This window comes from Bacillus sp. JKS001846, from assembly GCF_900176455.1.
Classification (GTDB): domain Bacteria; phylum Bacillota; class Bacilli; order Bacillales; family Bacillaceae_G; genus Bacillus_A; species Bacillus_A cereus.
This window is the reverse complement of the sequence record NZ_FWYG01000001.1, coordinates 3061369-3087359: the sequence shown is the minus strand read 5'-3', so window position 1 is coordinate 3087359 and position 25991 is coordinate 3061369. Positions and strand designations below refer to the sequence as shown.

The window sequence follows — 25991 nt, the reverse complement described above, 5'->3', positions numbered from 1 at the left end:
GAATACTGGCTTTTTATTATGCAAAATATGCGGTGAATGAGCAGTTAAGTATGCAGGGAATGCGTCGATTCAATCGATATAAAAACATGCAAAGCGAACTGCAGAAAGTTATTAATGAAATAACATATGAAAAAAAGAAAACTCTCAATGAAAAACTCTCCACTCAGTATGGAGAGTCTTTTTATTACACGAGTTATCTTATTGAGAAAGAGGTTGGTGTATTTCTTTCATATGGGCTGATTGACCCAAACGTCATTAAACGTGCGGTACAAATGCCAATTGATAAAATGACGCTCAATCAAAGGTTAAGTATACATCGGGCACAGATAATTAGCCGAATACGTAAAGAACTATCCATTGGCCTTAGAAAAGGTGAAGGGTATGCGGTAATGGCTAATCGTATTAAGCCTATTCTTGATGGTGATGCGAAGAAAGCACAAATGGTTGCTTGGACAGAAAGTGCTAGGGTGCAAAACTTAGGTACTTATGACAGTGCATCTCATGCTTTTGACGAAGGTGTATCAATGGAGAAAATTTGGATTTCTACATTAGATAAACGTACAAGGCCAACGCATCAAGCAGCGGATCATCAGAAAGTACCGTTTAAAGGGTTATTTAAAGTAGGTGGTTATAGTTGTGAATATCCACACGACAGCAATTTACCTGCTAAAGAGGTTGTACGCTGCCGCTGTACTTTTATTACCGAAGTAGCGGAAGTTAGCCCATTTATTGAGAGGAGGGCCAGAAACCCGACAACAGGCAGGAATGAAGTCATTACAGCAGTTAGTTATGAAGAGTGGAAAGACTCTGTTAAATAAAAATAAAACACTTGAGGGCTTATAGATTACGAACTAAGCAGGGCGTATTCATAGGAACTCAAAGGAGGAAAAATGATGAAACAATATTTAGTTAAAGATTTGCCAGTAAAGTTTGTTAAAGAAACAATAAAAGCGCCATTACGCTTGAAAGGTATGCAGTTCTTCTCTGATCCTAATACACCACCAGCAGAAGATACACCACCGACCGAACAAATGCCACCTGCAGACGATAAAGAGGAGGCGCCAATTGATGGACAGAAAGAGCCGAAATTAGATGATGCAACAAAAACATTTATTGAGAAAATGGTGCAATCAGCAGAAGATAGAGTTCGTTCAAAATATTCGAAAGAACTTAATGCAACCAAGAAAGAACTAGAGAACTACAAAACCGCTTCTATGACCGCTCAAGAAAAAGCTGAGTATGAGATGAAGCAACTTCAGGAACAGCTTGAAGAGCGGGAAAGAATACTTCATCAGAAAGAAATGCAAAGTGCGGCAGCAGATGGATTATCAACGATTGGATTAGATCTTAAGTTTGTAGATTTTGTTATTGGTTCAGATGTAGAGGATACAAAATCTAGAGTATCAAAGTTTAATGATTTGTTCTCTTCGGCGTTAGAAGCAAAAGTAGTCGAAAGATTTAAAGCTGCGGGCCGAGAAATTCATGTTAGTGGCGGAACTGGGACTGGATTTACAAGAGAACAAGTAAATTCAATGAGTCAGGATGAAATTAATGCGAACTGGGCACAAATTCAGAAAGATATGCGCAGTTGGGGTAAGTAATAATAGAAAAGTTAAGTAGTATAGTTAAAAAAATTAAAAAACGAACAAACGAGATTGCTATTTTAGTGGTCTCTTTTGTTATGGGAAAACATTAAGGAGGAATTAATATATGTCAGTAGCAACTTTTATTCCAACAATTTGGGAAGCTCGTTTAATGGCGAATTTCCACAAGCGTTCAATCGCGGATTTAATCACAACAAAACCAGCTAAAATTGAAGGTAACAAAATTATTTTTAACCGTGTCGGTGCAGTGAATGTAAAAGACTATTCAGGTTCTGTTGAATGGGATGATACAAATCCTTCTAAAGTAGAAATCAATATGGATCAGAAGAAGTACTTTGCGTTCAAAGTAGATGATGTAGATGCAGTACAAGCAGCAGGTAATTTAATCGATCCGCATACACAAGAAGCTGGCGCGGTACTTCAGGAAACAGTTGATACCTTTATTTTAGGTAAGTATGCAGAAGCTCTTAAGGAACACTTAATCGGTAGCGATAAATCTCCAATTGAATTAACACCGAAGAACGCTTACGACTATATCGTTGATTTAAATACAATTTTAAATATTAAAAAAGTACCTAAAACTGAACGTTTCACAATTATTAACTCTCAAGTTCTTGGATTGTTATCTAAGGATGACCGTTTTACTAAGCAACCTGTCGTGTTAGAAAATGGTATTGTTGAAGGTCAAATTATCAACGGTTCACAAATCGTTGTGTCTGAAGAAGTTCATGGATCTGGTGGTAAATATAAAATTCTTGGACTTCATAAATCCGCTATTGGGTATGGCAAACAATTAGATGAAACAGAAGCTATGCGTCTACAAGGTGCATTTGCTGATGGTATCCGTGGCCTTATGGTTTATGGTGGAGATATTCTTCGTCAAGAGTCCTTAGCGGTGCTTACAGCTACAATCACACCAACTACTCCGGAAAAACCAGGTGAAGGGGCTTAATAAGCCTTCTTTACCTTTTTCATTTACACAAGCAGGTGATTAGATGGACATGAAAGCAGAAATTATAAAACGTGTACAAACTAAACTACCTAATATAAGCCCTGAGAATTTATTAGTAGACATTGAAGATACAATATTGATGGTTGCTGAGTACACAAATAGAAAAATTCCTGAGTTCCCTCCTGCTTATCCTGGTATTATTTCCAAAATGGTGATTTATCAGTATAAGGAACAGGAGAGAGAAGGGAAAAAAAGTGAATCATTAGGTAACTACTCTGTTACTTATGATGATATTGGAGATTACCCTACTAGTATTAAGAAAGGGCTGAAAGTGAGGTTACGTGTCTTATGATTCAATCATTGATTCGTAAGTTTGGTAAAGATGCTTCAGTACTTCGTAATGACGGTTCTGACGATGATGGACCTTATCCAAATGAAGAATGGAAAGAAATTAACACTGTTAAAGGTGTACTAGATGCCATTCAAGGAACAAAGGACGCCCGTAATAAGAAAGTAGAGGAGAAAAGCACGCATTTCTTTTATTGCTTACCATTCGATGTAACTATTCAAGATAGATTAGTTATTGATAAGAAGGTATACAGTGTTACTTATCCAGGCGATCCAATGAATGCGGGTAGATTCTTTCAAATAGAATTGGAGATGTTGCCATATGAGCATGAAATTCCAGTCAAATAGAGCTGCAGTAATGGCAAGGCACTTAGCCGCAAAGAAAGCAGCGCATACCGCTGTCGGTCAATTTGTTAGTTCTAAAGCTAAATTACTAGCTGCTGTAGATACTGGAAATCTAAGAAGAAGCATTAGTTCCAAAGCAGAGCAAGAAAAGGTTGTTATTGGTACATCTTCTGATTACGGCATTTACGTTGAGAAAGGTACAGGAATCTATGCAGTTGATGGGGATGGCCGTAAAAGTCCTTGGATGTATCGCGATCCCAAAACAGGGAAGATGGTTAGAACTCAGGGACAACATGCTCAACCATTCCTTAGACCTGCAGCAGAGAGCAATAAACCGCAAATTACACAAGTTGGCACGCGAACCTATTCGTCATTAATGAGGTAGATAGCATGAATGACTTTATAAATATATTACACAGTGAATTAAAACAGATTCATAAAGAAACGTATTATGAAATCGCTAAAACAACCGCTGTAATGCCTTATTTGGTGTACACGGTTAATGATGATAAAGAACCATGGGGAAGAAAAAATATCATGCTTACAATTGATATTTACGGTACTTCTGCTCATCTTGCTCAAATAGATGAACTGATTACGAAACTAGAAAGCAATCTTCATAGAAAAAGATTAAGCAGCGCTGAATTTGATGCTGCTATTTCTTATCTTTCGAGTCAGAAAGTACCTGATTCAGACCCAAATATCATACGCAAAGAAGTGCGGTTCATTTTAAGAACTTATTTTAAACAATAGAAAGGGTTGATTATATGGCAGCTCCACAACCAAAACCAGAAAATGTTCTCTTCGGAGACTGGGGGGCATTCTTCTTTAATTACGGGGAAAAAGATGAACTACCAGTAGGTGCTACACAAGGTGGTGGTTCGTTTAAGTATGAACCAGAGTTTAAAGAAATTGAATATGATGGTTCTCCAGGTGACACTATGGGGATGAAACGTATTACGAAATCAAAAACTCAAATCAGCTTTAAAACACTTGAATTCCTTGATAAAGATAAAATTAAAAACTTTATTGCTGGATTAAAAGTTTTCGAAGAAACCGTTACGAAAGACGGAAAAACTATCAAATACGATGTAATTGAAGCAACGGAACGTCTTACAAAAGAAAGCTATCTTAAAAATGTAGCATGGGTTGGCGAAACTTTAGGTGGCGATATCGTTGAAATTATCGTATATAACGCATTATCTGACGGTTCATTAGAGCTAGGATTTGAAAACGAAAGTGAAGTTGTTCCAGAAGTAACATTCACAGGACATCGTGATCCAGAAAACATTCGAAAAGTACCATGGAAAAAACGTATTTTAACAGCGACAGAAGCAGCTAAATTAATACCAGCAGGTTAAAGAGTAGGGGCAACCCCTGCTCTTTTTATTTTAAGGAGGAATAAATGTGACTATTGCAATTCAAGAAAAAGAATACAAAGTGAGACAAATTCATGGCGGAGATTTATTTTCTGTAGTTCGTATTTTGAAGAAATCGAAATTCAAGGTTGATATTAATTTACTTAAAGATTTAATGATGGGCTTACGAAATAAAGAAGGAGCAACACAAGATGATGTATTAGCTGCACAAGAGACTTTTGGTTACGACATCATCATGAAGTTTATCTTCGGATTAGAAGAAGCAGAACAAGAATTTTTCGAGTTTGTAGCCGGACTTTTAGTTCATGAAGAGGAAGGTGGCAAAAAAACATCACCAGGTTGGAAAACGATTCGAACTTTAAATCTAGAAGAGTTGGTTCGATTATTTATTGCAATCAAAGATTCAGAAGTTGGGCTGGTTAAACTTTTTTCCAATGCGGTGAACTTGATGAAATAGACTTCATCGATACGTTAGCTTCTCGCTATCCAAATATGGAGTATATAAGGAGTTTGGATGCAGAGATAGTTATTAACTTGTATCTCACCGCAAAGAAGAAAGAGATGGACCGCATGTTATGGGAGGAATGGTGTGCCCTACAACCGTACTGCAATGAAACATTTCCTCAATTTAAACATAAGCGTGAAAATCCAACGCAAGAACAGGTAACACAATACAACGATTCAATCGAACAAACACCGAAGCAGAAACTTACAAAAGAAGAAGTGTTTGCTCGAGTTGCAAAAATCCGCGGAAAGGCGGGTGAATAGATGGAATTATTTAAGATGTTCGGTTCAATCTTCTTAAAAGACGATCAGTTACAAAGAGGATTGGCTAATGCAGAAAGAAGCGGGCAAAGGACCACAGGTATCTTAGGTCGTGGATTTGGTCAAGTTGGTGCTGCGGCAGCTGGTTTAGGTTCTTCTGTTGGTGGAGCTGCTATAGCTATGGGCGGATTAGTCGGCATCGCTGTCGGTGTTGGTGCCGCAGTTGCTGGTGTAGTTCATGTTGGTTCTGAGTACACGAAACAAATGTCGAAGGTAGAAGCTCTTTCACGTTCGAACGGACTACAAATGGCTGAGCTTGGAGCTAACGCTCGTAAACTTGGTGCTGATACAAGATGGTCTGCTACTAACGTAGCCGAGGCCTATGAATATATGGCTCTCGCAGGTTGGGATTCTAACCAAATGATTGCAGCTAGTAAACCACTACTTGATTTAGCAACTGCTGGTGCATTAGACCTTGCAAGGGCTTCTGATATCGTAACAGATACAATGACACCATTCGGAATGAAGGCTTCTGAAGCAGGAAGAGCGGCCGATGTATTCGCGTTAGCCCAAGCGACTGCCAACTTAAATGTTGAACAACTCGGCGAGACCATGAAATACGCAGCTCCTGTAGCTGCTACATTCGGTTTAAACATCGAACAAACAGCTGCAATTGCTCAGATATTTGCAAATAACGGTATCAAAGCTTCTATGGCTGGTACTGCATTACGTGCCGGATTATCTCGTTTAGCTGCCCCGCCGAAAGAAGCTGCTAAATCGTTATCAGCATTAAATGTAACTGTAAAGGATTCACAAGGTAATTTAAAACCAATGAATGAGATTATTGGTCAATTACACGATGGGTTTGGGAAGTTAACCGACGCTCAACAAATCGCTGCTGCAAAAGCAATCTTCGGTGAAGAAGCGTATGCAGGATGGATCCAAGTTATTAAAGGTGGTAAACCTGCCTTTGATGATATGGTAAATACCCTCGAAACTGCTGAAGGCTCTGCAAAGGTTATGGCTGAAACAATGGCAAATAACTTATCAGGTGCAGTTGATGGCGTTAAATCACAATTAGAAAATTTAGGACTTGTTGTTTTCTCGCATGTTGAACCAGCACTTGTTGCAATGACAAACGGAACAAATAGTGCTGTTAAATCTCTTACTGACTGGCTTGATCCATCTGGTAGAGCTGTTGAAGCAGCTAAGCTAATGCAACAAACTGATCAGCAGTTAGCTCAATCTAAAGCCATTCTTGATATGAATCTCAAAAAAGGGAAGATAACGCAAGAAGAGTATAATGAAAAACTTGCTTTATCTAAGAAGCACGCTGAAGATATGATGAATGCCGATGGTATGTTAGCTCAGAAAAAAGAAGAGTTAAAAATGAAGGTCGAGGAAGGGACCATGACTCAAGAAGAAGCCAATAAAATCCTCGACCAATCTGAAGTTGAATACCAGAAACTCCAACAGGGTATTGAGCAAACTCGTCAACGTCAAGAAGCAATGAATAAAGTATTCGAACCACTTCGTGATGCAATTGGAATTATCCAACAAGTTGGCGCTGCTATCGAGCAATTCTGGATTGCTGCAACTGGAGATAGGAATGCGCTAGTTGAAGGGTATGACATCCTTACTAAACTAGGTTTTTCGGCTAATGCAATTCAGTTTATACAAGAAACTACAGCCGCAGTGCAATATGGTGTAGAAACTATGAAAGCCCTCGTATCTGGTGATTGGGGAGCCGCTAGTAATTTCTTGGATAAGTTAGGGTTTTCTCCAGAACAAAAAGCGGATATTATCATGTTCGTTCAGGATGTACATGCCCAATTAAGTAGTTTTATAGAAAATGTACAATCTCTAATCTCAGCTGCTGCTCCTGTAATTATGGGAATAATCGGGGCTACTTGGGATTTTATTAAAGGTGTATTCAATACAATAGCTCCTTACTTAATGCCTTTATTAACAGATGTGATGTCATTTGTGAACGGGATTATAGAAAAGATTGCAGCATTTTGGAAAGAAAACGGGGATCAGATTGTCCAAGCTGTAAAAAATGCATTTGATCTTATAAAGGGCATTATTGAATTTGTAATGCCTGTTGTTCTATTCATCATTGAAGATGTATGGGGAAACATAAAAGGCGTTATAAATGGGGCCTTAGATATCATCTTAGGGACAATTAAACTCTTTTCTTCCTTGCTGACTGGTGATTGGACCGGCGTATGGGATGCCATTAAACAGATTTTATCAGGAGCATGGGAATTCATTTGGAATTTCATTCAAATATGGGGAGTTGGAAAGGTACTTGGCATCATTGGCAAAATAGGCAGCAAAATGAAGGGACTGTTTGGAGAAGCTTGGGAAGGTGTAAAGAAAATATTTTCTGATATGTTCGAGGGTATTTTTAAAAGCTCAGGAGACACCCTTACAGTGATAAAAGAAGTATTCGGAAAAGTGAAAGATGCAATCGCAACCCCATTTAAAAATGCTTGGGAAGGTGTTATGGAGTGGATTGATAAAATTAGAAAAGGCGTTTCGAATATGTTTAGCGGTGTGCATATACCTGTTCCGAAAATCAGTGTGAACGGTTCGTTAAACCCTGTTAATTGGGCGAGCGAAGGCCTACCATCTTTCGATGTTAAATGGGCTGCAAATGGCGCGTTAATTAAACCTGGGAATCCTACATTAATTGGGGTTAAAACTAGCCCGGCTGTTGAGAAATCAGCAGCATAAAATATCGTGTGAATTCGGGGAAACCTAAGTTTTATCAATGTATGGTAGGCACTCTATTATAAGTGTCTTTTTTTGTTAGTAAAATATGGCAATCCCGAGCCGAGCCTGTGCGGAAACGACAGGAAGGTGTAGAGACTAGGTAGAGTAACCTAAGTGAGAATATGGTGAAATACCCAAGAGCGCACGACACCCGAAGAATGGGTGATGATATAGTCCGATACTCCAGTGAAAACTGGAGAGTTAAGGATAAAGAGCCTTAACATAACAAATGTGGTGACGCGAGAGGATACGATGAAACAGTTTTACCTCTTCGCAAACGAACCTTCGATGCAATTGCTAACGGAATAATAGGGTCGCTACCATTTACTCAACAAGCTGGAGCACAACAATATGCATCACAAGGCCCAACTATTTTGCAAGTTAATTTAAACGGCAGAGAAGTAGCGAAGGAAATCTACTCAGATGTTAGCAAGTTTCAAGAAAACGAGAAAGAAAGATTGAAAGTTTTTTAGGTAGGTGATGATATGGCTGGAATTAGTTTCTTTAGTTTTAACGGGAAAAGGAATCCAAATGTAATTCCACTGCAGGGTAAAAAGCGCCCTGCATGGGCTCCTTTGGATCGTATGTTTCTTGAAGTCTCGCATTATCCAGGAGGTAGGTTACTACGCACACAAACTAAAATGAGAAAGATTTTAGTTCCTATTGCACTATTATATGATTCAGCTGAAGAAGCTGAAAAACTAAAAGAAGAAATAGCAGATTGGCTCGTTACGGATCAACCGTGCGAGCTTATTTTTGATGATGAAAAAGATCGTACGTTTTTAGCTGTCGTAGATGAAACTTTAGATTTAGACCAGTTAGTTGATCTAGGTGAAGGTACTTTAACTTTCATTTGTCCAATGCCATATAAGTTAGGAAAAGAGCAAACGGTTGACTTTAAAAAAGATGTTAGTGGGTTAGTTGCTAATGTCCAAAATAAAGGAACTGTTCATTCTAACCCTATCATTGAGATTGATATTACGAAACCAAATACTTTTCTAGACGTATGGTTCGGCGAGACATCTTTAAATGATCGGGATTATTTTCGTATCGGAATGCCGTTAAAAACTGTGGAAACACCTGTAGAAAGAAATCAAAGGCTTATATGGGATGAAATGGCTACCACTGTAGGATGGAGTAAGGTCAGCTCGATGGAAGATGGTGAACCGGTGGGTGAAATGAAATCAGATAAATACCAATTCTATTGTTCTGATTTTGGTACTGCGGGTAAAGGTTGGCACGGCGCAGCCGTTAAAAAGAGTATCCCTGGCGGTCCAGTACAAGACTTTATTATGCAAGCCTACGTTACATGTAAGAGTAAAAAAATCAATGAAATGGGACGAGTTGAGATAGCGATACTGGATGAAAATAGCAAGGTACTTTCAAAAATTGCTATGAACGATCTGTTTTGGCAAGCTGAACAAAATTTCGGTACAATGGTAATTGGATATGACAATAAGCCAGGGAAAACAGGTTTGATCTATGAGAGTGGCGATTACCCGAATACATGGAATCAGTATTTTGGACGATTGTGGATAGCTAGGACCGGAAATGTATGGGAAGCGTATATTTCAAAGTTCCTTCCAGGTACAGAAAAAGATGATTCAGAACGATTTGCACGTTGGACGGATGAAAAAAACTATCATATGGAAAAAGCAGCACAAATTCAGATTAGCATCATGCAGTTTCAAGACGTTCCACCAGTAGAAGCGATGTCAGTTAGTGATTTGAAGTTTTGGAAAGTGAATTTAAATACGAAAAATACACCGCCTTATATAGTAGATGTTGGTGATAAAGTCGTGATCGACACAGAAAATAGTCATGTAACAATTGAAGGAAAGAATGCGATTAACATTAAGGACATTTTCAGTAATTTCCCTGTTATCAATAGAGGCACTAATAAACTTGAGATTATGCCTTCTGATATCGGAACAGCAAGGGTCAAATACAGGGAGCGATTCAGATGAGAACACCAAGCGGAATTTTGCATGTCGTGGATTTTAAAACAGATCAAATCATATCAGCTATTCAACCGAAAGACTATTGGGATGATATTCGTCACTGGGAACTTAAAAATAATATAGACACATTAGAATTTAAAGTATTTGACGAAACGCCTCACGCCATTGCTTTGCAACAACAGAATTTAATTGTAAAAGAGGTTCGTGATGGCCTAATGGTTCCATACGTGATCAACAATGAAGTGGAAAAAGACTCTAACGATCGGTCGATTACAGTTCATGCATCTGGTGCGTGGGTACAAATAGCGAAAGACGGTTATATTATGCCGCAACGTATAGAAGGTAAAACCGTTAATGAGTTTATCGAAATGGCTCTCGTAGGGATGAAATGGAAGCGTGGAATAACAGAGTACGCTGGATTCCACACGATGACAATTGACGAAATTATAGATCCTCTTACATTCTTGAAGAAAATCGCTTCGTTATTTGATTTAGAAATTCAATATCGTGTGGAAGTCGTGGGGTCACAAATTACTGGTTGGTACGTTGATATGATAAAGGAACGTGGTAGGGAAACCGGTAAGGAAGTAGTTTTAGGAAAGGACTTAGTTGGTGTAAGGCGAATCGAACATTCACGAGACGTTTGTACAGCTCTAGTAGGTTTCGTTAAAGGAGAAGGCGATAACATTATTACGATAGAGAAAATTAATAACGGCCTTCCTTATATTACAGATAGTGATGCATTCCAGCGTTGGAATGAAAGTGGGAAACATAAATTCGGATTCTACACACCGGAAACAGAAGACCAGAATATGTCTCCTGAGCGACTTATGACTTTGATGAAAACAGAGTTTAAAAAGCGTGTAAATACATCTGTTTCTTATGAAGTAGAAGCTGCATCTATAGGGCGTGTATTTGGATTGGCGCATGAATTGATTAATGAGGGCGACACAATCCGAATTAAAGATACAGATTTCACACCTAAGCTATATCTTGAAGCACGGACTATCGCCGGTGATGAATCCTTTACTGATCCTAAACAGGATAAATACGTATTTGGTGATTATCGTGAAATTGTTGATTCGAATGAAGAATTAAGGAAGTTATACAATAAAATTCTTGGTTCTTTAGGAAATAAGGCTAATAAGGAACTGTTAGAACAACTAGAAAAATTGGTGGAAGAGAATGAAAAAACAATCGAAACTATACGAGAAGAGTCTAAAGCAGTTAAAGAGTTAGCTGAAAAAGTCCAGGAAAATTTAAAAAATAATACGGTAAATATTATTGAAGCTAAAAATCCACCGATCGATAACCTTATAGTAGGTAAGACGTTATGGCGAGATATTAGTAACGGTAAACCTGGTATTTTAAAAGTATGGAACGGGAAAGATTGGGAGCTTCTTATTCCTGATGTGGAGTCAGTTAGGAAAGATACACTGGAGCAGGTTAATAAGGATATTCAGTCCACAAAAGAAGAATTAGATAAAAAAGTAGAAGAAGCCCAAAAAGAGACAAATGGACAATTCAAGGAAGTAACAGAAAATCTTCAGGAAGTTTCTCTAACTATTAAAAATGTAGAAAACTCTCAAGGTAAAATTGACAAAACTGTCTCTGAAATGAAACAGACCAACGAAGGTTTTACCAAATCTATTGAAACTTTAACAAAAAAAGACGGTGAAATCACTGAAAAATTAAATACAGTGGTAGAGACTGCTGAAGGTACGAAAAAGACAATCTCTGAGGTGCAGCAAACAACTAATAATCTAAAGAAAACCACAACTGAAATTACAGAAAAAGCTGGCCAGATTAGTGAGAAGTTGGAGAGCGTAGAAAAGAAAGTTAATAACGATAAAGCTGGAGGTCGTAATCTGTTATTAGATTCAAATACTAAATACGAAAAAACAGATTATCTAATCAATCCATATTCTCTAACTGAAAATTTTGTTGCAGGTGAGGAATATACTTTTGTAATTAAAGGAAGTGTCCCACAAGGCCAACAATTTGGAATTTGGCAGAATGGTGGTTCAAATAATGTTGGATATGCAACAAGTGTTTATGCTAATGGAATAACGTATGTAACTTTTAAAGCTGTAGTAACAACGGGTGAAAATGAAAGAAAGTTGAGTCTGTATAACTTTCCAAGTAACACTACAAAAGCCGTTGTAGAATGGGTCGCTTTATATAAAGGTAATAAGCCACAGGATTGGACACCAGCTCCAGAAAATCAAGTAACGAATGATGAATTCACTAAAAAAACAACCGAGATTGAAAAAAGTGTGAATGGTATTAAAGAAAATATTAAAACGGTAGAAAAAACACAAGTCGATTTTAGCGAGCGTGTGACTACTGTAGAGAAAACAGCGGACGGTATTAAAGAAAAAGTTACTAGTTTACAAGAGATACAAACTAAACAAGGTACGCAGTTACAGGAGGCTAAAGCAGGTTGGGAAACTACTGCAAAAGCTTTGGAAGGAAAAGTTGAAATAAAAGATGTTGAAGAGTATGTTGGTGGAATCGGTAATCAAACTGTATTACGGAATGTTCTTTGGAAGAATGATACAAAATATTGGATACTTCAATCAGGCACAACAAGAGATACAACGATTTTATATAAGGGTTGTAATACACTTCGTACAATCTCCACTGGAAATACAGCAGACGTATACAGGGGTGCTTCACATGAAGTTATAAATGCCGGACCTGGTTGGAATTACGTATTATCTGCATACTTTTATACAGATAATAAGTCTAGCATTGATAATCGTGCGAAAATGGAGCTGAAATGCTTAGATGCAAATGGAAATGTATTAAAGCAATACGGACAAGAGATTACGTTAACACAAGGAATGTGGGTAAGATATCATGTGTTTGGTCTACTTGTAGAAGGAACGAAAAAAGTACAAGTACAATACTGGCTGCGTAGAAATGGAAGACTGTGGACAGCGCAACCTATGTTGCAGATCGGTGATAAACCTTCTTCATTTATGGAGAACCCCGTTGATATTGTAGATAAAGATAAAATCATGGAAGAAGTGGCCGATAAGATAGCAACTGAAGATTACACTAAAAAAGTTACAGAATTAGAAAGAGGTATTAATGCTAATGAAAAAGGCGTTTCAATCATCTCTGAAAAACAAGAAACATTTATAAATGAGACTTATAATGCCTATGTAAAGAAAACGGAATCAAGGTTAGAAGTGTTAGACGAAGGAATTATAGCGCAGATTTTAAAGGACGGCATTGTCACTGCCATCAATATGTCCCCTGGCAAAATTACAATTAATGCTGCAAAGCTGGATATTAATGCTGACACAATGGTCAAATGGTTAACAGCAAAAGGCATAGATACAAATCTTATTAGAATTGATGGTGATAAGATCACCATTGATAAAGATGGTGTAACTGTTAAAATGCTAGACTTCCTATTCCAAGACGAATGGGGCACAAAAACAACTGCGGTATCAAGACGAAACCTAATAGCAGATCCAGATTTTTCTAGTGTTACAAAGAAAAATATCGGACATAACGATTATTATGGATTTGAAGGTGGATATGGTCTTACTTGGAAGTCATGGGGAAATGTCGTAATAGAAAAGAATACACATATATTTGACTACGAGCAAATGGTGAATGCTACAAGGGTAGACATGTATAACTATCCAGAAGCAATCGTGAATAACGGTATATATCCTGGTAACGAATATACAGCATCCGCACACTTTAGAACTGCCATGATAAATGGCGTGCGAAAGACAGGAAAACCGAGAATACACGTGTGTTGCGTTAAATTCCAAGACAACGTTAGTTACGACATATTGAGTGAACAAAAGATGGACTTCCCTGAGCCGTCTACATTTTACGGAGAAATCAGAAGGTATTCTTTTACTTTCAAAGTCCCGACAAACTATATTCCACAAGAACACGCATTGATTATTAAAGTTTGTTCTGGAAATGCTGACATGAGACAAGGGACAGCGATTTGTGTAAGTGGTGTAACGTTATACAGTGGCAAATATGCATCTATGTATAATTGGGATCGTGCTGCAGCAGAAAGAGCAGATGGCATTCAGCCGTTTAACGCACTTGCTCTAGGTGGTGTGAATAATAATATAGCTCCAGCAGCAGACGGACAAACGTTTGATATAAGTACTGAAAAAGAAGTGAAAATCTTTAGGAATATACGAGCAATGCAGGGAATTAACTTAGGTGGCGGTGGATTCCAACAATGGGGGCATATTCGTTTTACAGACGGTAATGCTGGAGCAGGTTTTTATGTGAGTACTCTAAGTGGTTGGAAATTTAACGCACTTGGATAGAGAGGAAGGATTGGACATGGATATTAACTATATGATGCCTTTTCAGGAAGGCGAAATGCTTCCTTATATGGGAAGAATAGTAGATGTAAAACGAACAGAAACAGGAGTTTTTATACAAGTACCTGCTGACATGTTAGATAATGCAGGGATTGCCAACGATACAAGTAAAGTTGAGGTATGGAGGGACATGGCTGACGGGACTATTGGTTTTAGAGTTTTAACGAAATGTGAGTTATGTGGTTGTGGAGCCAAATTATATGAATTGAACTTAGGAGTTGCTAAAAGGCGCATTTGTGCAAATGATTATTTTAAACTTACAGGTGAATATCCTCCACAAGAACCGCCAACATCAACTAATGAAAATAACACACAAACAGAGCAGGAGCAGCCATAAGCTGTTTTTTATTTTGCACAAAATACGGCTTTTGTTTTGGAATTTCTGCGATGCATTCACCATAAGTAAGGTTGTCTCATATTATATAAAGATTGCTTTATTAAGATTTTAAAAAGGATGTGAATACAGTGGAAGATGTATATGTAAAAATCGACAGTTTAAAAGCAGAACAAAAAGAAATTATGCGAGATATTCGTAGTTTAGAAACTCGCACAACAATTAATGAGAAAGACATTGCTACAATTAATAAGCAATTAGAAAAGATTAGCATGAATACAACTTGGATTTTACGAATTATTATTAGTGCAATTACTATGTCAGTCTTGGGTTTAATACTAAAAGGGATGATTTAATATCCTAAAATAAAAGTACTTATTGAGAGAGGGACAAGCGTCTCTCTTTTTTATTCTAAATAAGGAGATGGAAAGATGGATCGTATTGATATATTAATGAAAGCATTTATAGCTACATTTGGAGGCTTTTGTGGGTATTTTTTGGGAGGATGGGATGCAACATTGAAAATCTTAGTAATGATGGCAGTTATTGATTATTTAACTGGCATGATTGCAGCAGGATATAACGGAGAATTAAAAAGTAAAGTTGGTTTTAAAGGCATCGCCAAAAAGGTGGTGCTTTTTCTTTTAGTTGGGGCGGCAGCCCAATTAGATGCAGCGCTAGGAAGTAATAGTGCTATTCGTGAAGCGACAATTTTCTTCTTCATGGGTAACGAATTACTTTCACTTTTAGAAAATGCTGGACGAATGGGTATTCCACTTCCACAAGCCTTAACAAATGCAGTTGCGATTTTAGGTGGCAAACAAAAACAAGAAGATAGAAAAGGAGATGGTAAGTAATGGGACATATTATTGATATTTCAAAATGGAATGGTGACATTAAATGGCCTATAGCAAAGCAATACGTAGATTTTATCATCGCTCGTGTACAAGATGGTTCAAATTATGTAGATCCATTGTATAAAGGATATGTACAAGAAATGAAGCAACATGGTATTCCTTTTGGTAACTATGCATTTTGTCGTTTCGTTTCTGAAAATGATGCAAGAATAGAAGCTCGTGACTTCTGGAACCGTGGAGACAAGAGCGCGACAGTCTGGGTTGCAGATGTTGAAGTAAAAACAATGAATGATATGAGAGCGGGCACACAAGCATTTATTGATGAATTACGCCGATTAGGTGCTCAGAAAGTTGGTTTATACGTTGGTCATCATATGTATGCTCCGTTTGGTATGGCAAATGTAAAATCTGACTTTGTTTGGATCCCTCGTTATGGCGGTAACAAGCCAGCTTATCCATGCGATATTTGGCAATACACAGAGACAGGTAATGTACCTGGTATCGGTAAGTGTGATTTGAACCAATTGACTGGCAGTAAACCATTATTTTGGTTTACAGGAGAGGAACAAACAGAACAATCTGTTGCTAATGGTGGCTATCAATATGTTAAATCTGGTGGGTTTGGCATTTCACTGGTTCAGGAAGTCGTAAATGCTATGAATGAGCGTGGAACAAAAGGGAAGGTTGTCTCTGATCCATTAACTGGTTTAGCTTACTTACAAACTGAAGTACTACCTAATGGCGAGCTTGATAAGATTACAGCTTGGATGGATAGAAGAAACTGGTGGTACGAGTATATTAAAAAATAAACATTGAAAGCCATCCTGTTGGGTGGCTTCTTTTAATTTGTATTGACTAATTCATTAAATTTAAAGTTAGTCTTCATTCAAAATGAAAAATAATAGTAAAGGGGGGAATTTACTATTTAACAGTAAATTAAGCCTATGTGTATGTGGAGTAAGTGTAAGGAGAAAAGCTATGTGCTCAGTCGAAGAGAGACGAAAAAGAAGTATAACTTAGTAAACATTGTTTAAAAGGATTCTGTTAAGAGAAAATAGGGTTCTGAATACATAATCGGTTTTATGATGTATATTTATATGTAAAAAATTCCTTTTTTGTTATAATCGAATGGAAAGGAAAATAGTGATTTGCGAACATTCGTTTGTTTTTTAGTTTTAAGAATGATAAAATAGGAGGAAGTAATTGATGAAAAATGATGTAATTGAATATGTTGAATTTTCAAAATTAGATGTAGAAGATCCTTTTTTTTTAAGTTTAATAGAGGATTATAGTGGATTTGAAAAGTGGTTTGAAAAGAAAACTATTCAAGGTGAGAATGCATATATTCTAAAAGAAAACGAATTGCAGGGTTTTTTATATCTAAAGGAAGAAATTGAGGCTGATGATACTATTACTCCAAAATTTGAAGAGAAGAGACGTCTTAAAATAGGTACTTTTAAAATAGATGCACATGGGACGGTTTTAGGAGAACGATTCATTGGTTTAATTTTAAAGAGGATGATTGAAGAAAATTATTTAGAATGTTATGTAACAGTTTTTGAAAAACAAAAATCCTTGATTAAGCTATTTGAGAAATTTGGATTCCGTTTTTGGGGAACGAAAAATAACGGTGAATTAGTATATGTAAAATCACTAGAGGTGAAAGATCATTTTCATCTAGATTTTCCACGCATTAAAATAGAAAATAATAATAAATTTTTGCTTGGCATTCTTCCAACATATCATACAAAATTATTTCCTTTATCTAAGCTTGAAACTGAGATAAACCATAAAATAGAAGATTTGTCTTTCACAAACACAGTTGAAAAGGTTTATTTAACAAAGATGTTTGGGGTTGAAAATATTAAGTCAGGAGATATGCTTATTATTTATAGAACCGCCGAACGTGGGAAATGGGCTAGATGGAGTTCGGTTGTTACATCAGTCTGTACAGTGATAGAGAGAAAGCATGTTAGAGATTTTAGTACGGTAGAAGATTTTATTAAATACTGTGGAAAAGGAACAATATTTAGTAGAGAAGAGTTGGAGAGTTTTTGGAGACGTGGAAATTATCCTCATATTATTAAAATGCTTTACAATATAGCATTCCCTAAACGTATTATTAGGCATGATTTGCTTGAAAAAGGTTTAATTAATGATGGATATGCAGGCTTTATGCCATTAACAAACTTACAATTTGAGAAGATTTTAGAATTAGGTGAGGTAAATGAAAGTTTTATTATCAATTAAACCAGAGTTCGTAGAGGAAATTATTTTAGGAAACAAGAAATTTGAGTATAGAAAAAATATTTTTAAGCGGAAGGGTATTTCTTCTGTAGTTGTGTACGCAACTAAACCATGCGGAAAAGTAGTAGGAGAGTTTGAAATAGAAGATATAATAATAGATAATCCTGATAATATATGGAAAAAAACGAAAAATCACTCGGGTATAACAAAAAGCTATTTTAATCATTACTTTGCGGGAAGACAAAAGGGAGTTGCTATCCAAATCAAAGAGTTTAAAAAATATGAAGAACCCCTAGATTTAATTGATTTCGATAGCAATTTAAAAGCAGCACCCCAATCATTTTGCTATACGAATGGAGGCATCTAGGAATGGAATATATCTTTTTGTCAGGTATACATGGAGTGGGAAAATCTACTTTGGTAACAAAGCTGCAAAAAGAAATAGAGATTAAATCTTTTTCTGTTAGTGATTTGATTAGAAAAGCTGGTAATAATATAAATACATCTGACAAGAATACAAATGGAATTTCACGAAATCAAGAATTGTGGAAAACTGAATTAAACAAGATAGAACAGGATGGTTTTATCTTGTTGTTAGATGGACATTTTTGCTTGTTAGATTCTGATAGTAATGTTACCATGTTACCTTTCTCGACTTTTGAAGACACTAATATGATTAAAATTATTCTTATAAAGAATAAGCCTCAAGTAATTAGAGAAAGATTACTAAAACGAGATAATAATGAATACTCAATTGATCTTTTAGAGGAATTTCAGAATTCTGAAATTCGACAAGCGATTAAGTATTCTGAAGAAAAGCATATTGAGTTATTTATTTACGATGAAACTGAACCTTTCCAAGAGTTAATAAATTTTGTTAGAAGTTAAAGCAGTATCATTAGAGGTGATTGAAACTATGTTACATAATTTGAAAATAAATAAAGTTTTTTTTACACCTGTTCTAGAACAAATTAAAACTTTTGAAATTCGAAAAAATGATCGAGACTTTCATATAGGTGATGAAGTTATTTTAAATGAATGGGATGATGAAAAGCAGCAATATACAGGGCGTAATGTTAAAGTAGAAATCTTATATATTACTGATTATGAACAAAAGGATAATTATGTAGTCTTTAGTTTCAAAACGGTTTAGAATTTTGAAAGTTGGTGATTATCTTAAGATATCAATAACAAAAGTAAAACATACTATGTAACAGCTAGCAATGTATATGTACATGTGAATTGAGAATAACAGCCGACTCGATATAAATGAGTCGGCTGTTATTACTTTAACTAAGACAACAATTCCTCTACTCCGACACCATCTATTAACAAAGCTTTTAATGAAGGAGCTATTTTAATTGTTTCTTCAACATCTAAATCTCTAAAATCCACTGTATATAATCCTAATCCTTTTTTCTATCTACATATAATAATGCTTTTCCGCCTTCATCATCACCAATTGCCAGTGAATTTGGTATATATTTTTGAATATCATGTGCTGCATTCATCTCTATGCAATCAGCAGGGCTCCAAATACGTATGTAAAGTTCATTTTGTACATTAATCTCTGCATTTGTACCATTAGATTACTTCTAAATAATCTAATGGTACATCTATTGATGAGAACTTTTCTAATTCTATGGCCTCTTACTCGCTGGTGATTCCTGAGCTTCTAATGTGAAGGCCTCATATAAATTTTCTAGAATATTCATTAATAATCAATCCCTTCATAATTTACTTTTAATTTATCAAGCATTTTATATTGCTGTTTTAAAGCGACTTCTTCTAGCATTTCAGGTGTTACCTTGATTTGAACCATTCTTTTCTTCACCTTCCCAATTAAAATTATGAGATGAAAAGAAAAAATGTAAATATATAAAATTACGATTATATTAAGGGGCATTTATTTCATAGAAGAAATATAAAAAAGTGCTAACAAGTTTGCAAACGAACTTGCTAACACCTATAAGAAATAGACATAAATTATCGCCAATATGTCGTCTTTGAAAATAGTTTTAATCAGTTACATCATACTTATACGAAATGCTCATAAAATCATTCTTAATATCAAGAATATAATCATCCAGATATTCCTTTACTTTTAAGACGGAAACGAGGCATGATATTGATTTCTACCTCAGAGTTTGCGTCAAATAATAAAAAAATACGGTTTGTAAAACTAAAAATACAACAAGCTACAACCGGTATGAAATGGATTAAAATATTTAGAAATTTAAAAGATGATTTTCAAATAGGGGGAGAGGTGGATTTAGACCATATTCTCCAATATCCGAAAGATTATATTGTAGGGGAAAATAAAAGGGTGTTATTTCCATACAATGAGAGAATTTATAAAGTTCAAGGTACTAAAATAGAACCGGGTATAAAAGTAAAGGAAAGAGAGTATTTATTTAAAGAATTTCAGCGTAAATTCTCTTATTTCACAATACTTCCAGAATGTAAAAAGGTAGCAACAAATAACAAAAATGAATTATTTCCTTTATTTGCACCAAAAGGATTAGAGACATTAACATTAGAGGTTTGGTCTGAAAATATAGTGCTGGAAATAGAACAAGCATTACTTGATAGTGAAATTATTTTGACTAAAGTTGGTGAAAATACTTATGTATTGAATACAGATTTTCCAGTGTTATTAAAGGTTGTGAGATACAATATTGAAAAGGTGTTACAAAATCCATATAAAATGCAATATTGCCAAAAATATAAAACAAATCTTGTAGATGATGTTACGAAAGCTGTCTATGCTACCGCGGGCGAGCGCAGTGATGCGACATTAGCATTAATCGCATTGAAAAATTGTGATGGACGAGAAAAAATTGATCCAAAACAAATCATTAGAGAGGGATTTGCACGAGCAAACCGTATTTCAACATTTATTAATTTATTTATAGGCCAAAGTGTATCGCGTAAAACAATTGTAAATAGTGTTTTTAGTTTATTAGAGCAAAAAGGATTTTTGAAGCGTAGTTGGAATAAGATAAATTTACCTTGTATATATGTTAATTTATCAATTGAACGAATATCGAAATTTGATTTCTTACCTATTCTTTCAAAAATAAAAGGAAAAGAAATTTTATATAAATTATATGGGAATACAGAATGGCAAACGATTGATTACGTATTATTAAATATAAATAAACATAATGCATTTTTACCACAACCATCAAAGAGAAATGATATGGGAGCTCTTTTTAAACAATATGTTTCCGAAACATTAATGGAAATTGTAAAATATGCAACAGAACAAAATGAACAAGTTTACTTCATTGTAGATGCAAATTTGAGAAGGTATTGGATAAAAAAGTTACAAAATAAAGAAATTAATACAGATATTTTACCTGATATTGTTCCAGAGGTGTTAAAGGTTCCAAATTTAAATATTATTAGAATAAATACAGGTTTTGATGTACCAAGTTACGGTGTAATAGAATGTGATGATGCTCTAGATAGCATTGGCTTATATGCAGATCAAAAAGGGATGTATTATAGCACTGGTGAATATTCACTTAATTGTAGTGGGATTTTTCAGCGATATATACTTGAAATTCTACCATTAGGTGTAAAACCTGTAGAAAGGGATTATATCGCTAAAATGATACATTACATGTGCTGTAATTCTAGTATGCTTTCGAAAAAGAATGTACACATGACATATTCCATGCATATGGAAAAGGTAATAAAGAGTTATATTACTGACATAGATGCAAGAGAGTTTAAAGAATTTGATGATGAATTGGATGTAGATGTAGTAAAAGTAGAAAAGAAAGATTCAATTATTCTACTTTAAATACTAGTAAACAAATCCTGCTCGTTATATCGATCAGGATTTGTCATTTTTTCATGTAAATAAGGATATCCTTTGTCAAGTATCTTTTCGTTTACATATTTACTTTATGTGCAGACAGGATTAATATGTTTTTTAGAAATACAAAAACTATTTCATATGGAAAAACGATTTTTATTAATTGAAAAAATTTGAAAGGAATGGGGAATTGTGAAGAAATTAGATGTGCTCTTAATGCTACTGAGCGGCCTCTTTCCAATTGCAGGACTTACAAAGCAAATCCCTCTAGAACAATCTATATATATTGGAGGGCTTTTATTTTTTACTAGTTTCGGTAGTTATTTTGCTAAAAAGATGTATTCACGTATATGCAGTTGGATAGCGTATGCGCCATTTATAACATTACTGTTAGTTATTTGGCATCAAGATATTTCAACAAGCTCAATCATAGCAAATGCGAAAATTGCTGCATGTGTCGCGTTAATTCCATGTTTATTCCGTTTTCGTACATATGGACTTACTTTGGGCTTATTCTCATTATGGGCCGCTTTACTATGGGATATAAAAGAAGTACAGTCGTTAGTCATACTTGAACGCATAACGAGTTTAATGACAAGCCATTATGTATATATATTACTATTAATTGGAGGACTTGTAATAGGAGGATTACTTGCGATGTTCATTCACCGCAAAGAGAAAGATAATAATAAAGAAAATATAAATCTACTTGGACCAAAAAAGAAACGCAAAAGATTATCATTTAAGATTCGTCTTCCAAGATTACCGAAATTAAAGATGAAACTATTTAAGTTTGGTGGGAAAGAATCTAAAAGTAAAATGCCAGAAAAAATCCATGAATATAAGTACGAAGAACCAGTTGCAACGTATGAAATGACAGAGAAAATAGATCCATACAAAGAAAATGCAGTTCAAGGTCAAACAAGGATGGAACGCCGAAGAAATAGGTATAATGCATAATGAAGTTTAATAACCCCGTAATGACTTATCTTAATATTGATAAATCATTACGGTTTTTTTATGTAATGAAATGAAGGTTGCTATTGCGGAGGGGAATAGCATATTTTATAGATAGGAACTAAAATAAGGGGAGGATAAAATGCTTATCATTACATATATATCTGCTTGCATATTATTCTTAGTTAGCTTTTTACATGTATATTGGGCTTTCGGAGGTAATTGGGGGACAAATAGTGTTATTCCAACTAAATCAGGGGAAAAGGCGTTTACACCTCGCGCCCGAATGACATTGTTCATTGCATTATTATTAAGTATGGCAGCAATAATTTTGTTGCAACAAGCAAATATTGTTCATTTTGCAGTTCCTAATGTTATTATTCAAGTCGGTTCCTGGATTTGTATGATTGTCTTTTCTATTAGAGTGATTGGTGAGTTTAACTATTTTGGTATCTTTAAACGACAAAAAGATACGCACTTTGCAAGAATGGATACCGGTTTATATATTCCACTTTGTGCATTTTTATCTTTATCTTTCCTATTAGCGATAATTTTGTGAGTAAATAATAGTAGTTTCTTTTCTCAATATATATGTAAACGTGAGAAATCTAAGAGTAAATAAAAAGGATGTAAGCGCCTTCTTGTCGAAATGTAAATTACTATGAAAGGCGGTGACACTATGAAGTATGTAAAAGTTAGTATGAATGGTGGAAGTGAACATAAATTCTCAATGACTTTAGATCGGTTTAAAGAACTTATTACTACAGAGAATGGGATATTAGAAAATAAATTAGTATGTATTGAAAATGTAATGATTAATCCTACTAATATATCTTCTGTAGTTGAAAAAATTGGTGTACCGGCTAAGTTTATGGAAGCTTAAAATGTTAGATAAAAAACATCCATTAGGGATGTTTTTTAATTTATAAATATGATAATCGTACAGTAAATATTTGAGTAGATTTTATAGCAATGACTATGCATATATTAAGTACCTGAACATGGTTCTTAATACATGCACGAAATAATAAGTACAAGCATATATTATATAGTAGGACAAGATCTTCGTGTCCTACTTAATACTCAGAAAAAACCTCTAATCACATAAGAGCATCCAATTGCAGGGTGCTCTTATTTTTTATGAAAATCTACTACGAGTCTTATTTTATAGTAGGATGCAATAATAAAGGGCTATTTTGAAATAGTGTTCTTTAGCCTTTAATGTTAAATTTATCTTTAACGTTAATAAATATTAAAAATAATATGATAGCAGAAATTAAGTTAGATAAGTAGAAATTTTGATGAAACAGTAGTTCGAATATGACATAGAAAGTAACGAATAAGGCAATAGCAGGTAGTATGCAAATAAATATAAATCTCCAATTTTTTAAGTAATGTTTATAATTAGTAAGTACTTTCTCCATAAATATAGCTCCTATATCTTTGTTTTTATATAATTATACATTTAGATACAGAGATTTTCAAAGTAAAATATTTAGCAATTCAAAAATATAAGGAGAGCTTTTGTTGAAAATCCAGATTGCTGTAGCAATCTGGATTTGACTTTAAAGAACTATACTAAAATGATACACTATAATCTACGTTATTTTTGAAATGAATAGAGGGATTTGTGTGATAGATAAAATTAAAAATGCTGTAGAGGATATGTACGAAGATGAGGCTAAAGATTTACTTCAAAGTATTCTCATACAGTTAAACTTATTAGAAGAAAACTATAGTGAAGATACAATTAAAAATTTGATGGATATTCCGAAACAATTAACGAGTAATCCTACTTATAAAGGGAATGTAAAAGAAAGTACGCACGTACATATTGCTTTTGATGATTCAACGGCTGGTTGCTTAAAATATATGTTAAGTCAAGAAGAATTATTTGAAGAGAGTGTTGTTGCTTTTTCGGAATTCTTTTCAATTGGACCGATATATAGGTTGCATACGAATGAGGGGCAACTAGTAAGACAGAAGTGGTTAATAAATAACTTAACTGCTTATGATAGTTATTTTGAAGAAGAATATTTATCAAGATTTATAGCAACTATAGAAGAACTACATACTATTCCTGTTGAAACGCCTATTACAATTTGGAAGGCTGATAATGCACATGAACATGTAGGCCTAAGTTTTGTAATGGCACAATTAAAGGATAAGAAAAACATTCGAGTTATTAATACGTCTGAAGCAAGTAGAGAAATATTAAAACAAGAGTATGATATTCGTGGAACGGGAGAATTACCACCTGAAAGTTTAGCTCTATTCCAAAAAAGTTTTATAAAGCTACCTTATTTAACTGAAGAGAAGCGCATGAAGTTTGAAAATGAGTGGGATAGATTATCGGAAAGCATAGAATGTTTAAGAGTTTGGAAAGAAAATGAAGTGCATTCTGTACAGGAAGATTATTTTGATCAATTTATAATTGAATGCGCGAAAAGTGTGGGTGCTGATCGAGAGTTCCTTAAAGCTCCTAGAGTAATTGGTGAAGCACTTGGTCTTGTTGAACAGTTAGTTGGAGATACTTTCTTAGAATATCGCTTGAAACAATTAATTAAACAAGAAGTATTTGAATTTGAAGGTTCGTTAGATGAAATGCGTTTTTATAGTGTGAAGTTAAGGAAATAATAAACACATTCTATTTTTGAAAGGCTCGTATTTTTAATAATACGAGCTTTTTAAGTTGAATTTGGGCTATACATAAGCTTCCCAGAGAGGGCATATCACATATGAATGGTAAAGGTAATGAATGAAAAGAAGGTGATTTGTTAATATGTATAACCAACAAAATTATCCATATGATCAAGCGATGTATTATAATCCACATGACTACGGGTATGAACCTACAAATGAAGTGAGAGATATTGAACAAGAAGATTACAGACCAGATGATGCAGAAGATGCTCCAACGTCACCACCTCCGTCACAAGCGCCGTCGTTACCGTCTACATTTGCTTCTCCAGCACAACCAGGTAATATGAAATCATGGATGTGTAACTGTCTAGGAAGATGGGGCTATTTACGCTTACATCGTCCTGGTCCTTTCGGAAGAGATTTATGGTTCTTCCCGACTGAAGTGAGAAGAAATGGAGTGTCAGGTTACACGTGGCAAGGTGGTCGTCGTCGTAAAGTAAGTTATCGCTATCAACAAATTAGTAATTTTATGTGCTTCGCATAAAGAGAAGTGGGAGAGTGAAACGATTTTACTCTCTCACTTTTTTATTTTTCAATATACGAAGTAAGATTTTGATTAAAA

The 25991-nt window shown here is 35.0% G+C and carries 28 protein-coding genes and 2 pseudogenes; 28 read left to right on the top strand and 2 right to left on the bottom strand.

The window, feature by feature from the left end:
• The first annotated feature begins 50 nt into the window (after positions 1 to 50).
• The 22 genes and pseudogenes from B9A45_RS16660 to B9A45_RS16560 all read left to right on the top strand — a co-directional run bounded on the left by B9A45_RS16660 (position 51) and on the right by B9A45_RS16560 (position 19096).
• Positions 51 to 818 (top strand): phage minor head protein, encoded by a 768-nt coding sequence (locus B9A45_RS16660; protein WP_084065600.1) that lies wholly within the window; start codon positions 51 to 53, stop codon positions 816 to 818.
• A gap of 75 nt (positions 819 to 893) precedes the next feature.
• Positions 894 to 1601, top strand: coding sequence for a DUF4355 domain-containing protein (locus B9A45_RS16655; RefSeq protein ID WP_000816326.1), 708 nt, complete (start codon positions 894 to 896; stop codon positions 1599 to 1601).
• Positions 1602 to 1710: 109 nt separating this feature from the next.
• Complete coding sequence (locus B9A45_RS16650) at positions 1711 to 2556, top strand: hypothetical protein (protein ID WP_071730467.1); 846 nt, start codon at positions 1711 to 1713, stop codon at positions 2554 to 2556.
• A gap of 43 nt (positions 2557 to 2599) precedes the next feature.
• Positions 2600 to 2908 (top strand): head-tail connector protein, encoded by a 309-nt coding sequence (locus tag B9A45_RS16645; protein WP_084064276.1) that lies wholly within the window; start codon positions 2600 to 2602, stop codon positions 2906 to 2908.
• The gene (locus B9A45_RS16640; protein WP_000616197.1) at positions 2905 to 3252 is read left to right on the top strand and encodes a head-tail adaptor protein; all 348 of its coding nucleotides are present in this window, start codon (positions 2905 to 2907) and stop codon (positions 3250 to 3252) included. The genes B9A45_RS16645 and B9A45_RS16640 overlap by 4 nt, the downstream gene beginning before the upstream one ends.
• Positions 3227 to 3634 carry an HK97-gp10 family putative phage morphogenesis protein gene (locus B9A45_RS16635; RefSeq protein ID WP_084064275.1) on the top strand — a complete coding sequence of 136 codons (408 nt, stop codon included), beginning with the start codon at positions 3227 to 3229 and terminating at the stop codon, positions 3632 to 3634. The genes B9A45_RS16640 and B9A45_RS16635 overlap by 26 nt, the downstream gene beginning before the upstream one ends.
• Positions 3635 to 3639: 5 nt before the next feature.
• On the top strand, positions 3640 to 4002 hold the full coding sequence (locus B9A45_RS16630) for a hypothetical protein (RefSeq protein ID WP_084064274.1): 363 nt from the start codon (positions 3640 to 3642) through the stop codon (positions 4000 to 4002).
• 14 nt (positions 4003 to 4016) lie between these two features.
• Positions 4017 to 4610 carry a hypothetical protein gene (locus B9A45_RS16625; protein ID WP_000729984.1) on the top strand — a complete coding sequence of 198 codons (594 nt, stop codon included), beginning with the start codon at positions 4017 to 4019 and terminating at the stop codon, positions 4608 to 4610.
• Positions 4611 to 4656: 46 nt separating this feature from the next.
• Entirely contained in the window at positions 4657 to 5085 is a 429-nt protein-coding gene (locus B9A45_RS16620) for a hypothetical protein (protein ID WP_084064273.1), read from the top strand.
• A gap of 53 nt (positions 5086 to 5138) precedes the next feature.
• Entirely contained in the window at positions 5139 to 5396 is a 258-nt protein-coding gene (locus B9A45_RS16615) for a hypothetical protein (protein ID WP_255258875.1), read from the top strand.
• Positions 5397 to 8132, top strand: a complete 2736-nt coding sequence (locus B9A45_RS16610) for a phage tail tape measure protein (RefSeq protein ID WP_255260600.1) — start codon at positions 5397 to 5399, stop codon at positions 8130 to 8132.
• Positions 8133 to 8404: 272 nt separating this feature from the next.
• Positions 8405 to 8644 (top strand): annotated as a pseudogene (locus tag B9A45_RS32750) (hypothetical protein); the annotation flags it as partial.
• Between the two features lie 12 nt (positions 8645 to 8656).
• Complete coding sequence (locus tag B9A45_RS16605; RefSeq protein WP_084064271.1) at positions 8657 to 10138, top strand: distal tail protein Dit; 1482 nt, start codon at positions 8657 to 8659, stop codon at positions 10136 to 10138.
• Positions 10135 to 14448 carry a phage tail spike protein gene (locus B9A45_RS16600; RefSeq protein ID WP_084064270.1) on the top strand — a complete coding sequence of 1438 codons (4314 nt, stop codon included), beginning with the start codon at positions 10135 to 10137 and terminating at the stop codon, positions 14446 to 14448. Before B9A45_RS16605 ends, B9A45_RS16600 begins: the two co-directional genes overlap by 4 nt.
• Before the next feature lie 16 nt (positions 14449 to 14464).
• Entirely contained in the window at positions 14465 to 14842 is a 378-nt protein-coding gene (locus B9A45_RS16595; RefSeq protein WP_000354139.1) for a hypothetical protein, read from the top strand.
• A 128-nt stretch (positions 14843 to 14970) separates the two neighbouring features.
• Positions 14971 to 15195: a hemolysin XhlA family protein gene (locus B9A45_RS16590; protein ID WP_000390484.1), complete on the top strand. Its 225-nt coding sequence runs from the start codon at positions 14971 to 14973 to the stop codon at positions 15193 to 15195.
• Between the two features lie 75 nt (positions 15196 to 15270).
• Positions 15271 to 15696 (top strand): phage holin family protein, encoded by a 426-nt coding sequence (locus B9A45_RS16585; RefSeq protein WP_084064269.1) that lies wholly within the window; start codon positions 15271 to 15273, stop codon positions 15694 to 15696.
• Entirely contained in the window at positions 15696 to 16505 is an 810-nt protein-coding gene (locus B9A45_RS16580) for a GH25 family lysozyme (protein WP_084064268.1), read from the top strand. The genes B9A45_RS16585 and B9A45_RS16580 overlap by 1 nt, the downstream gene beginning before the upstream one ends.
• A 397-nt stretch (positions 16506 to 16902) precedes the next feature.
• Entirely contained in the window at positions 16903 to 17946 is a 1044-nt protein-coding gene (locus B9A45_RS16575) for a hypothetical protein (protein ID WP_084064267.1), read from the top strand.
• Complete coding sequence (locus B9A45_RS16570; RefSeq protein ID WP_084064266.1) at positions 17924 to 18310, top strand: ASCH domain-containing protein; 387 nt, start codon at positions 17924 to 17926, stop codon at positions 18308 to 18310. Before B9A45_RS16575 ends, B9A45_RS16570 begins: the two co-directional genes overlap by 23 nt.
• Before the next feature lie 2 nt (positions 18311 to 18312).
• The gene (locus tag B9A45_RS16565; RefSeq protein ID WP_084064265.1) at positions 18313 to 18831 is read left to right on the top strand and encodes an ATP-binding protein; all 519 of its coding nucleotides are present in this window, start codon (positions 18313 to 18315) and stop codon (positions 18829 to 18831) included.
• 28 nt (positions 18832 to 18859) lie between these two features.
• Positions 18860 to 19096 (top strand): DUF3850 domain-containing protein, encoded by a 237-nt coding sequence (locus B9A45_RS16560; protein WP_084065599.1) that lies wholly within the window; start codon positions 18860 to 18862, stop codon positions 19094 to 19096.
• A gap of 140 nt (positions 19097 to 19236) precedes the next feature.
• On the opposite strand, the pseudogene B9A45_RS32745 reads toward B9A45_RS16560, so the two are convergent.
• Positions 19237 to 19658 (bottom strand): annotated as a pseudogene (locus B9A45_RS32745) (SMI1/KNR4 family protein).
• A 413-nt stretch (positions 19659 to 20071) separates the two neighbouring features.
• On the opposite strand from B9A45_RS32745, the gene B9A45_RS16545 reads away from it, so the two are divergent.
• The 4 genes from B9A45_RS16545 (at position 20072) to B9A45_RS16530 (ending at position 23609) form a co-directional block, all read left to right on the top strand.
• The gene (locus tag B9A45_RS16545) at positions 20072 to 21754 is read left to right on the top strand and encodes an RNaseH domain-containing protein (RefSeq protein ID WP_061139231.1); all 1683 of its coding nucleotides are present in this window, start codon (positions 20072 to 20074) and stop codon (positions 21752 to 21754) included.
• A gap of 207 nt (positions 21755 to 21961) precedes the next feature.
• Positions 21962 to 22729: a DUF3959 family protein gene (locus tag B9A45_RS16540; RefSeq protein ID WP_000732183.1), complete on the top strand. Its 768-nt coding sequence runs from the start codon at positions 21962 to 21964 to the stop codon at positions 22727 to 22729.
• Between the two features lie 139 nt (positions 22730 to 22868).
• Positions 22869 to 23285 carry a DUF3995 domain-containing protein gene (locus B9A45_RS16535; protein WP_000905575.1) on the top strand — a complete coding sequence of 139 codons (417 nt, stop codon included), beginning with the start codon at positions 22869 to 22871 and terminating at the stop codon, positions 23283 to 23285.
• 120 nt (positions 23286 to 23405) lie between these two features.
• The gene (locus B9A45_RS16530; protein WP_000878372.1) at positions 23406 to 23609 is read left to right on the top strand and encodes a hypothetical protein; all 204 of its coding nucleotides are present in this window, start codon (positions 23406 to 23408) and stop codon (positions 23607 to 23609) included.
• Between the two features lie 328 nt (positions 23610 to 23937).
• On the opposite strand, the gene B9A45_RS16525 is transcribed toward B9A45_RS16530, so the two are convergent.
• Positions 23938 to 24150 (bottom strand): hypothetical protein, encoded by a 213-nt coding sequence (locus B9A45_RS16525; RefSeq protein ID WP_000416828.1) that lies wholly within the window; start codon positions 24148 to 24150, stop codon positions 23938 to 23940.
• 208 nt (positions 24151 to 24358) lie between these two features.
• Here B9A45_RS16525 and B9A45_RS16520 point away from each other — a divergent pair, with 208 nt between their 5' ends.
• Both B9A45_RS16520 and B9A45_RS16515 read left to right on the top strand, forming a co-directional pair.
• Positions 24359 to 25363 (top strand): DUF1835 domain-containing protein, encoded by a 1005-nt coding sequence (locus tag B9A45_RS16520; protein WP_000565679.1) that lies wholly within the window; start codon positions 24359 to 24361, stop codon positions 25361 to 25363.
• A gap of 145 nt (positions 25364 to 25508) precedes the next feature.
• A complete protein-coding gene (locus B9A45_RS16515) occupies positions 25509 to 25913 on the top strand; it encodes a hypothetical protein (protein WP_000282680.1) in 405 nt (134 codons plus the stop codon).
• Positions 25914 to 25991 lie beyond the last annotated feature (78 nt).

Excerpts from the sequence above, each read along its gene's own strand:
- B9A45_RS16660 (WP_084065600.1), top strand. The coding sequence starts at position 51 with ATGCAGGGAATGCGTCGATTCAATCGATATAAAAACATGCAAAGCGAA.
- B9A45_RS16655 (WP_000816326.1), top strand. The coding sequence starts at position 894 with ATGAAACAATATTTAGTTAAAGATTTGCCAGTAAAGTTTGTTAAAGAA.
- B9A45_RS16650 (WP_071730467.1), top strand. The coding sequence starts at position 1,711 with ATGTCAGTAGCAACTTTTATTCCAACAATTTGGGAAGCTCGTTTAATG.
- B9A45_RS16645 (WP_084064276.1), top strand. The coding sequence starts at position 2,600 with ATGGACATGAAAGCAGAAATTATAAAACGTGTACAAACTAAACTACCT.
- B9A45_RS16640 (WP_000616197.1), top strand. The coding sequence starts at position 2,905 with ATGATTCAATCATTGATTCGTAAGTTTGGTAAAGATGCTTCAGTACTT.
- B9A45_RS16635 (WP_084064275.1), top strand. The coding sequence starts at position 3,227 with ATGAGCATGAAATTCCAGTCAAATAGAGCTGCAGTAATGGCAAGGCAC.
- B9A45_RS16630 (WP_084064274.1), top strand. The coding sequence starts at position 3,640 with ATGAATGACTTTATAAATATATTACACAGTGAATTAAAACAGATTCAT.
- B9A45_RS16625 (WP_000729984.1), top strand. The coding sequence starts at position 4,017 with ATGGCAGCTCCACAACCAAAACCAGAAAATGTTCTCTTCGGAGACTGG.
- B9A45_RS16610 (WP_255260600.1), top strand. The coding sequence starts at position 5,397 with ATGGAATTATTTAAGATGTTCGGTTCAATCTTCTTAAAAGACGATCAG.
- B9A45_RS16605 (WP_084064271.1), top strand. The coding sequence starts at position 8,657 with ATGGCTGGAATTAGTTTCTTTAGTTTTAACGGGAAAAGGAATCCAAAT.
- B9A45_RS16600 (WP_084064270.1), top strand. The coding sequence starts at position 10,135 with ATGAGAACACCAAGCGGAATTTTGCATGTCGTGGATTTTAAAACAGAT.
- B9A45_RS16595 (WP_000354139.1), top strand. The coding sequence starts at position 14,465 with ATGGATATTAACTATATGATGCCTTTTCAGGAAGGCGAAATGCTTCCT.
- B9A45_RS16585 (WP_084064269.1), top strand. The coding sequence starts at position 15,271 with ATGGATCGTATTGATATATTAATGAAAGCATTTATAGCTACATTTGGA.
- B9A45_RS16580 (WP_084064268.1), top strand. The coding sequence starts at position 15,696 with ATGGGACATATTATTGATATTTCAAAATGGAATGGTGACATTAAATGG.
- B9A45_RS16575 (WP_084064267.1), top strand. The coding sequence starts at position 16,903 with ATGAAAAATGATGTAATTGAATATGTTGAATTTTCAAAATTAGATGTA.
- B9A45_RS16570 (WP_084064266.1), top strand. The coding sequence starts at position 17,924 with ATGAAAGTTTTATTATCAATTAAACCAGAGTTCGTAGAGGAAATTATT.
- B9A45_RS16565 (WP_084064265.1), top strand. The coding sequence starts at position 18,313 with ATGGAATATATCTTTTTGTCAGGTATACATGGAGTGGGAAAATCTACT.
- B9A45_RS16560 (WP_084065599.1), top strand. The coding sequence starts at position 18,860 with ATGTTACATAATTTGAAAATAAATAAAGTTTTTTTTACACCTGTTCTA.
- B9A45_RS16535 (WP_000905575.1), top strand. The coding sequence starts at position 22,869 with ATGCTTATCATTACATATATATCTGCTTGCATATTATTCTTAGTTAGC.
- B9A45_RS16530 (WP_000878372.1), top strand. The coding sequence starts at position 23,406 with ATGAAGTATGTAAAAGTTAGTATGAATGGTGGAAGTGAACATAAATTC.
- B9A45_RS16525 (WP_000416828.1), bottom strand. The coding sequence starts at position 24,150 with ATGGAGAAAGTACTTACTAATTATAAACATTACTTAAAAAATTGGAGA.
- B9A45_RS16515 (WP_000282680.1), top strand. The coding sequence starts at position 25,509 with ATGTATAACCAACAAAATTATCCATATGATCAAGCGATGTATTATAAT.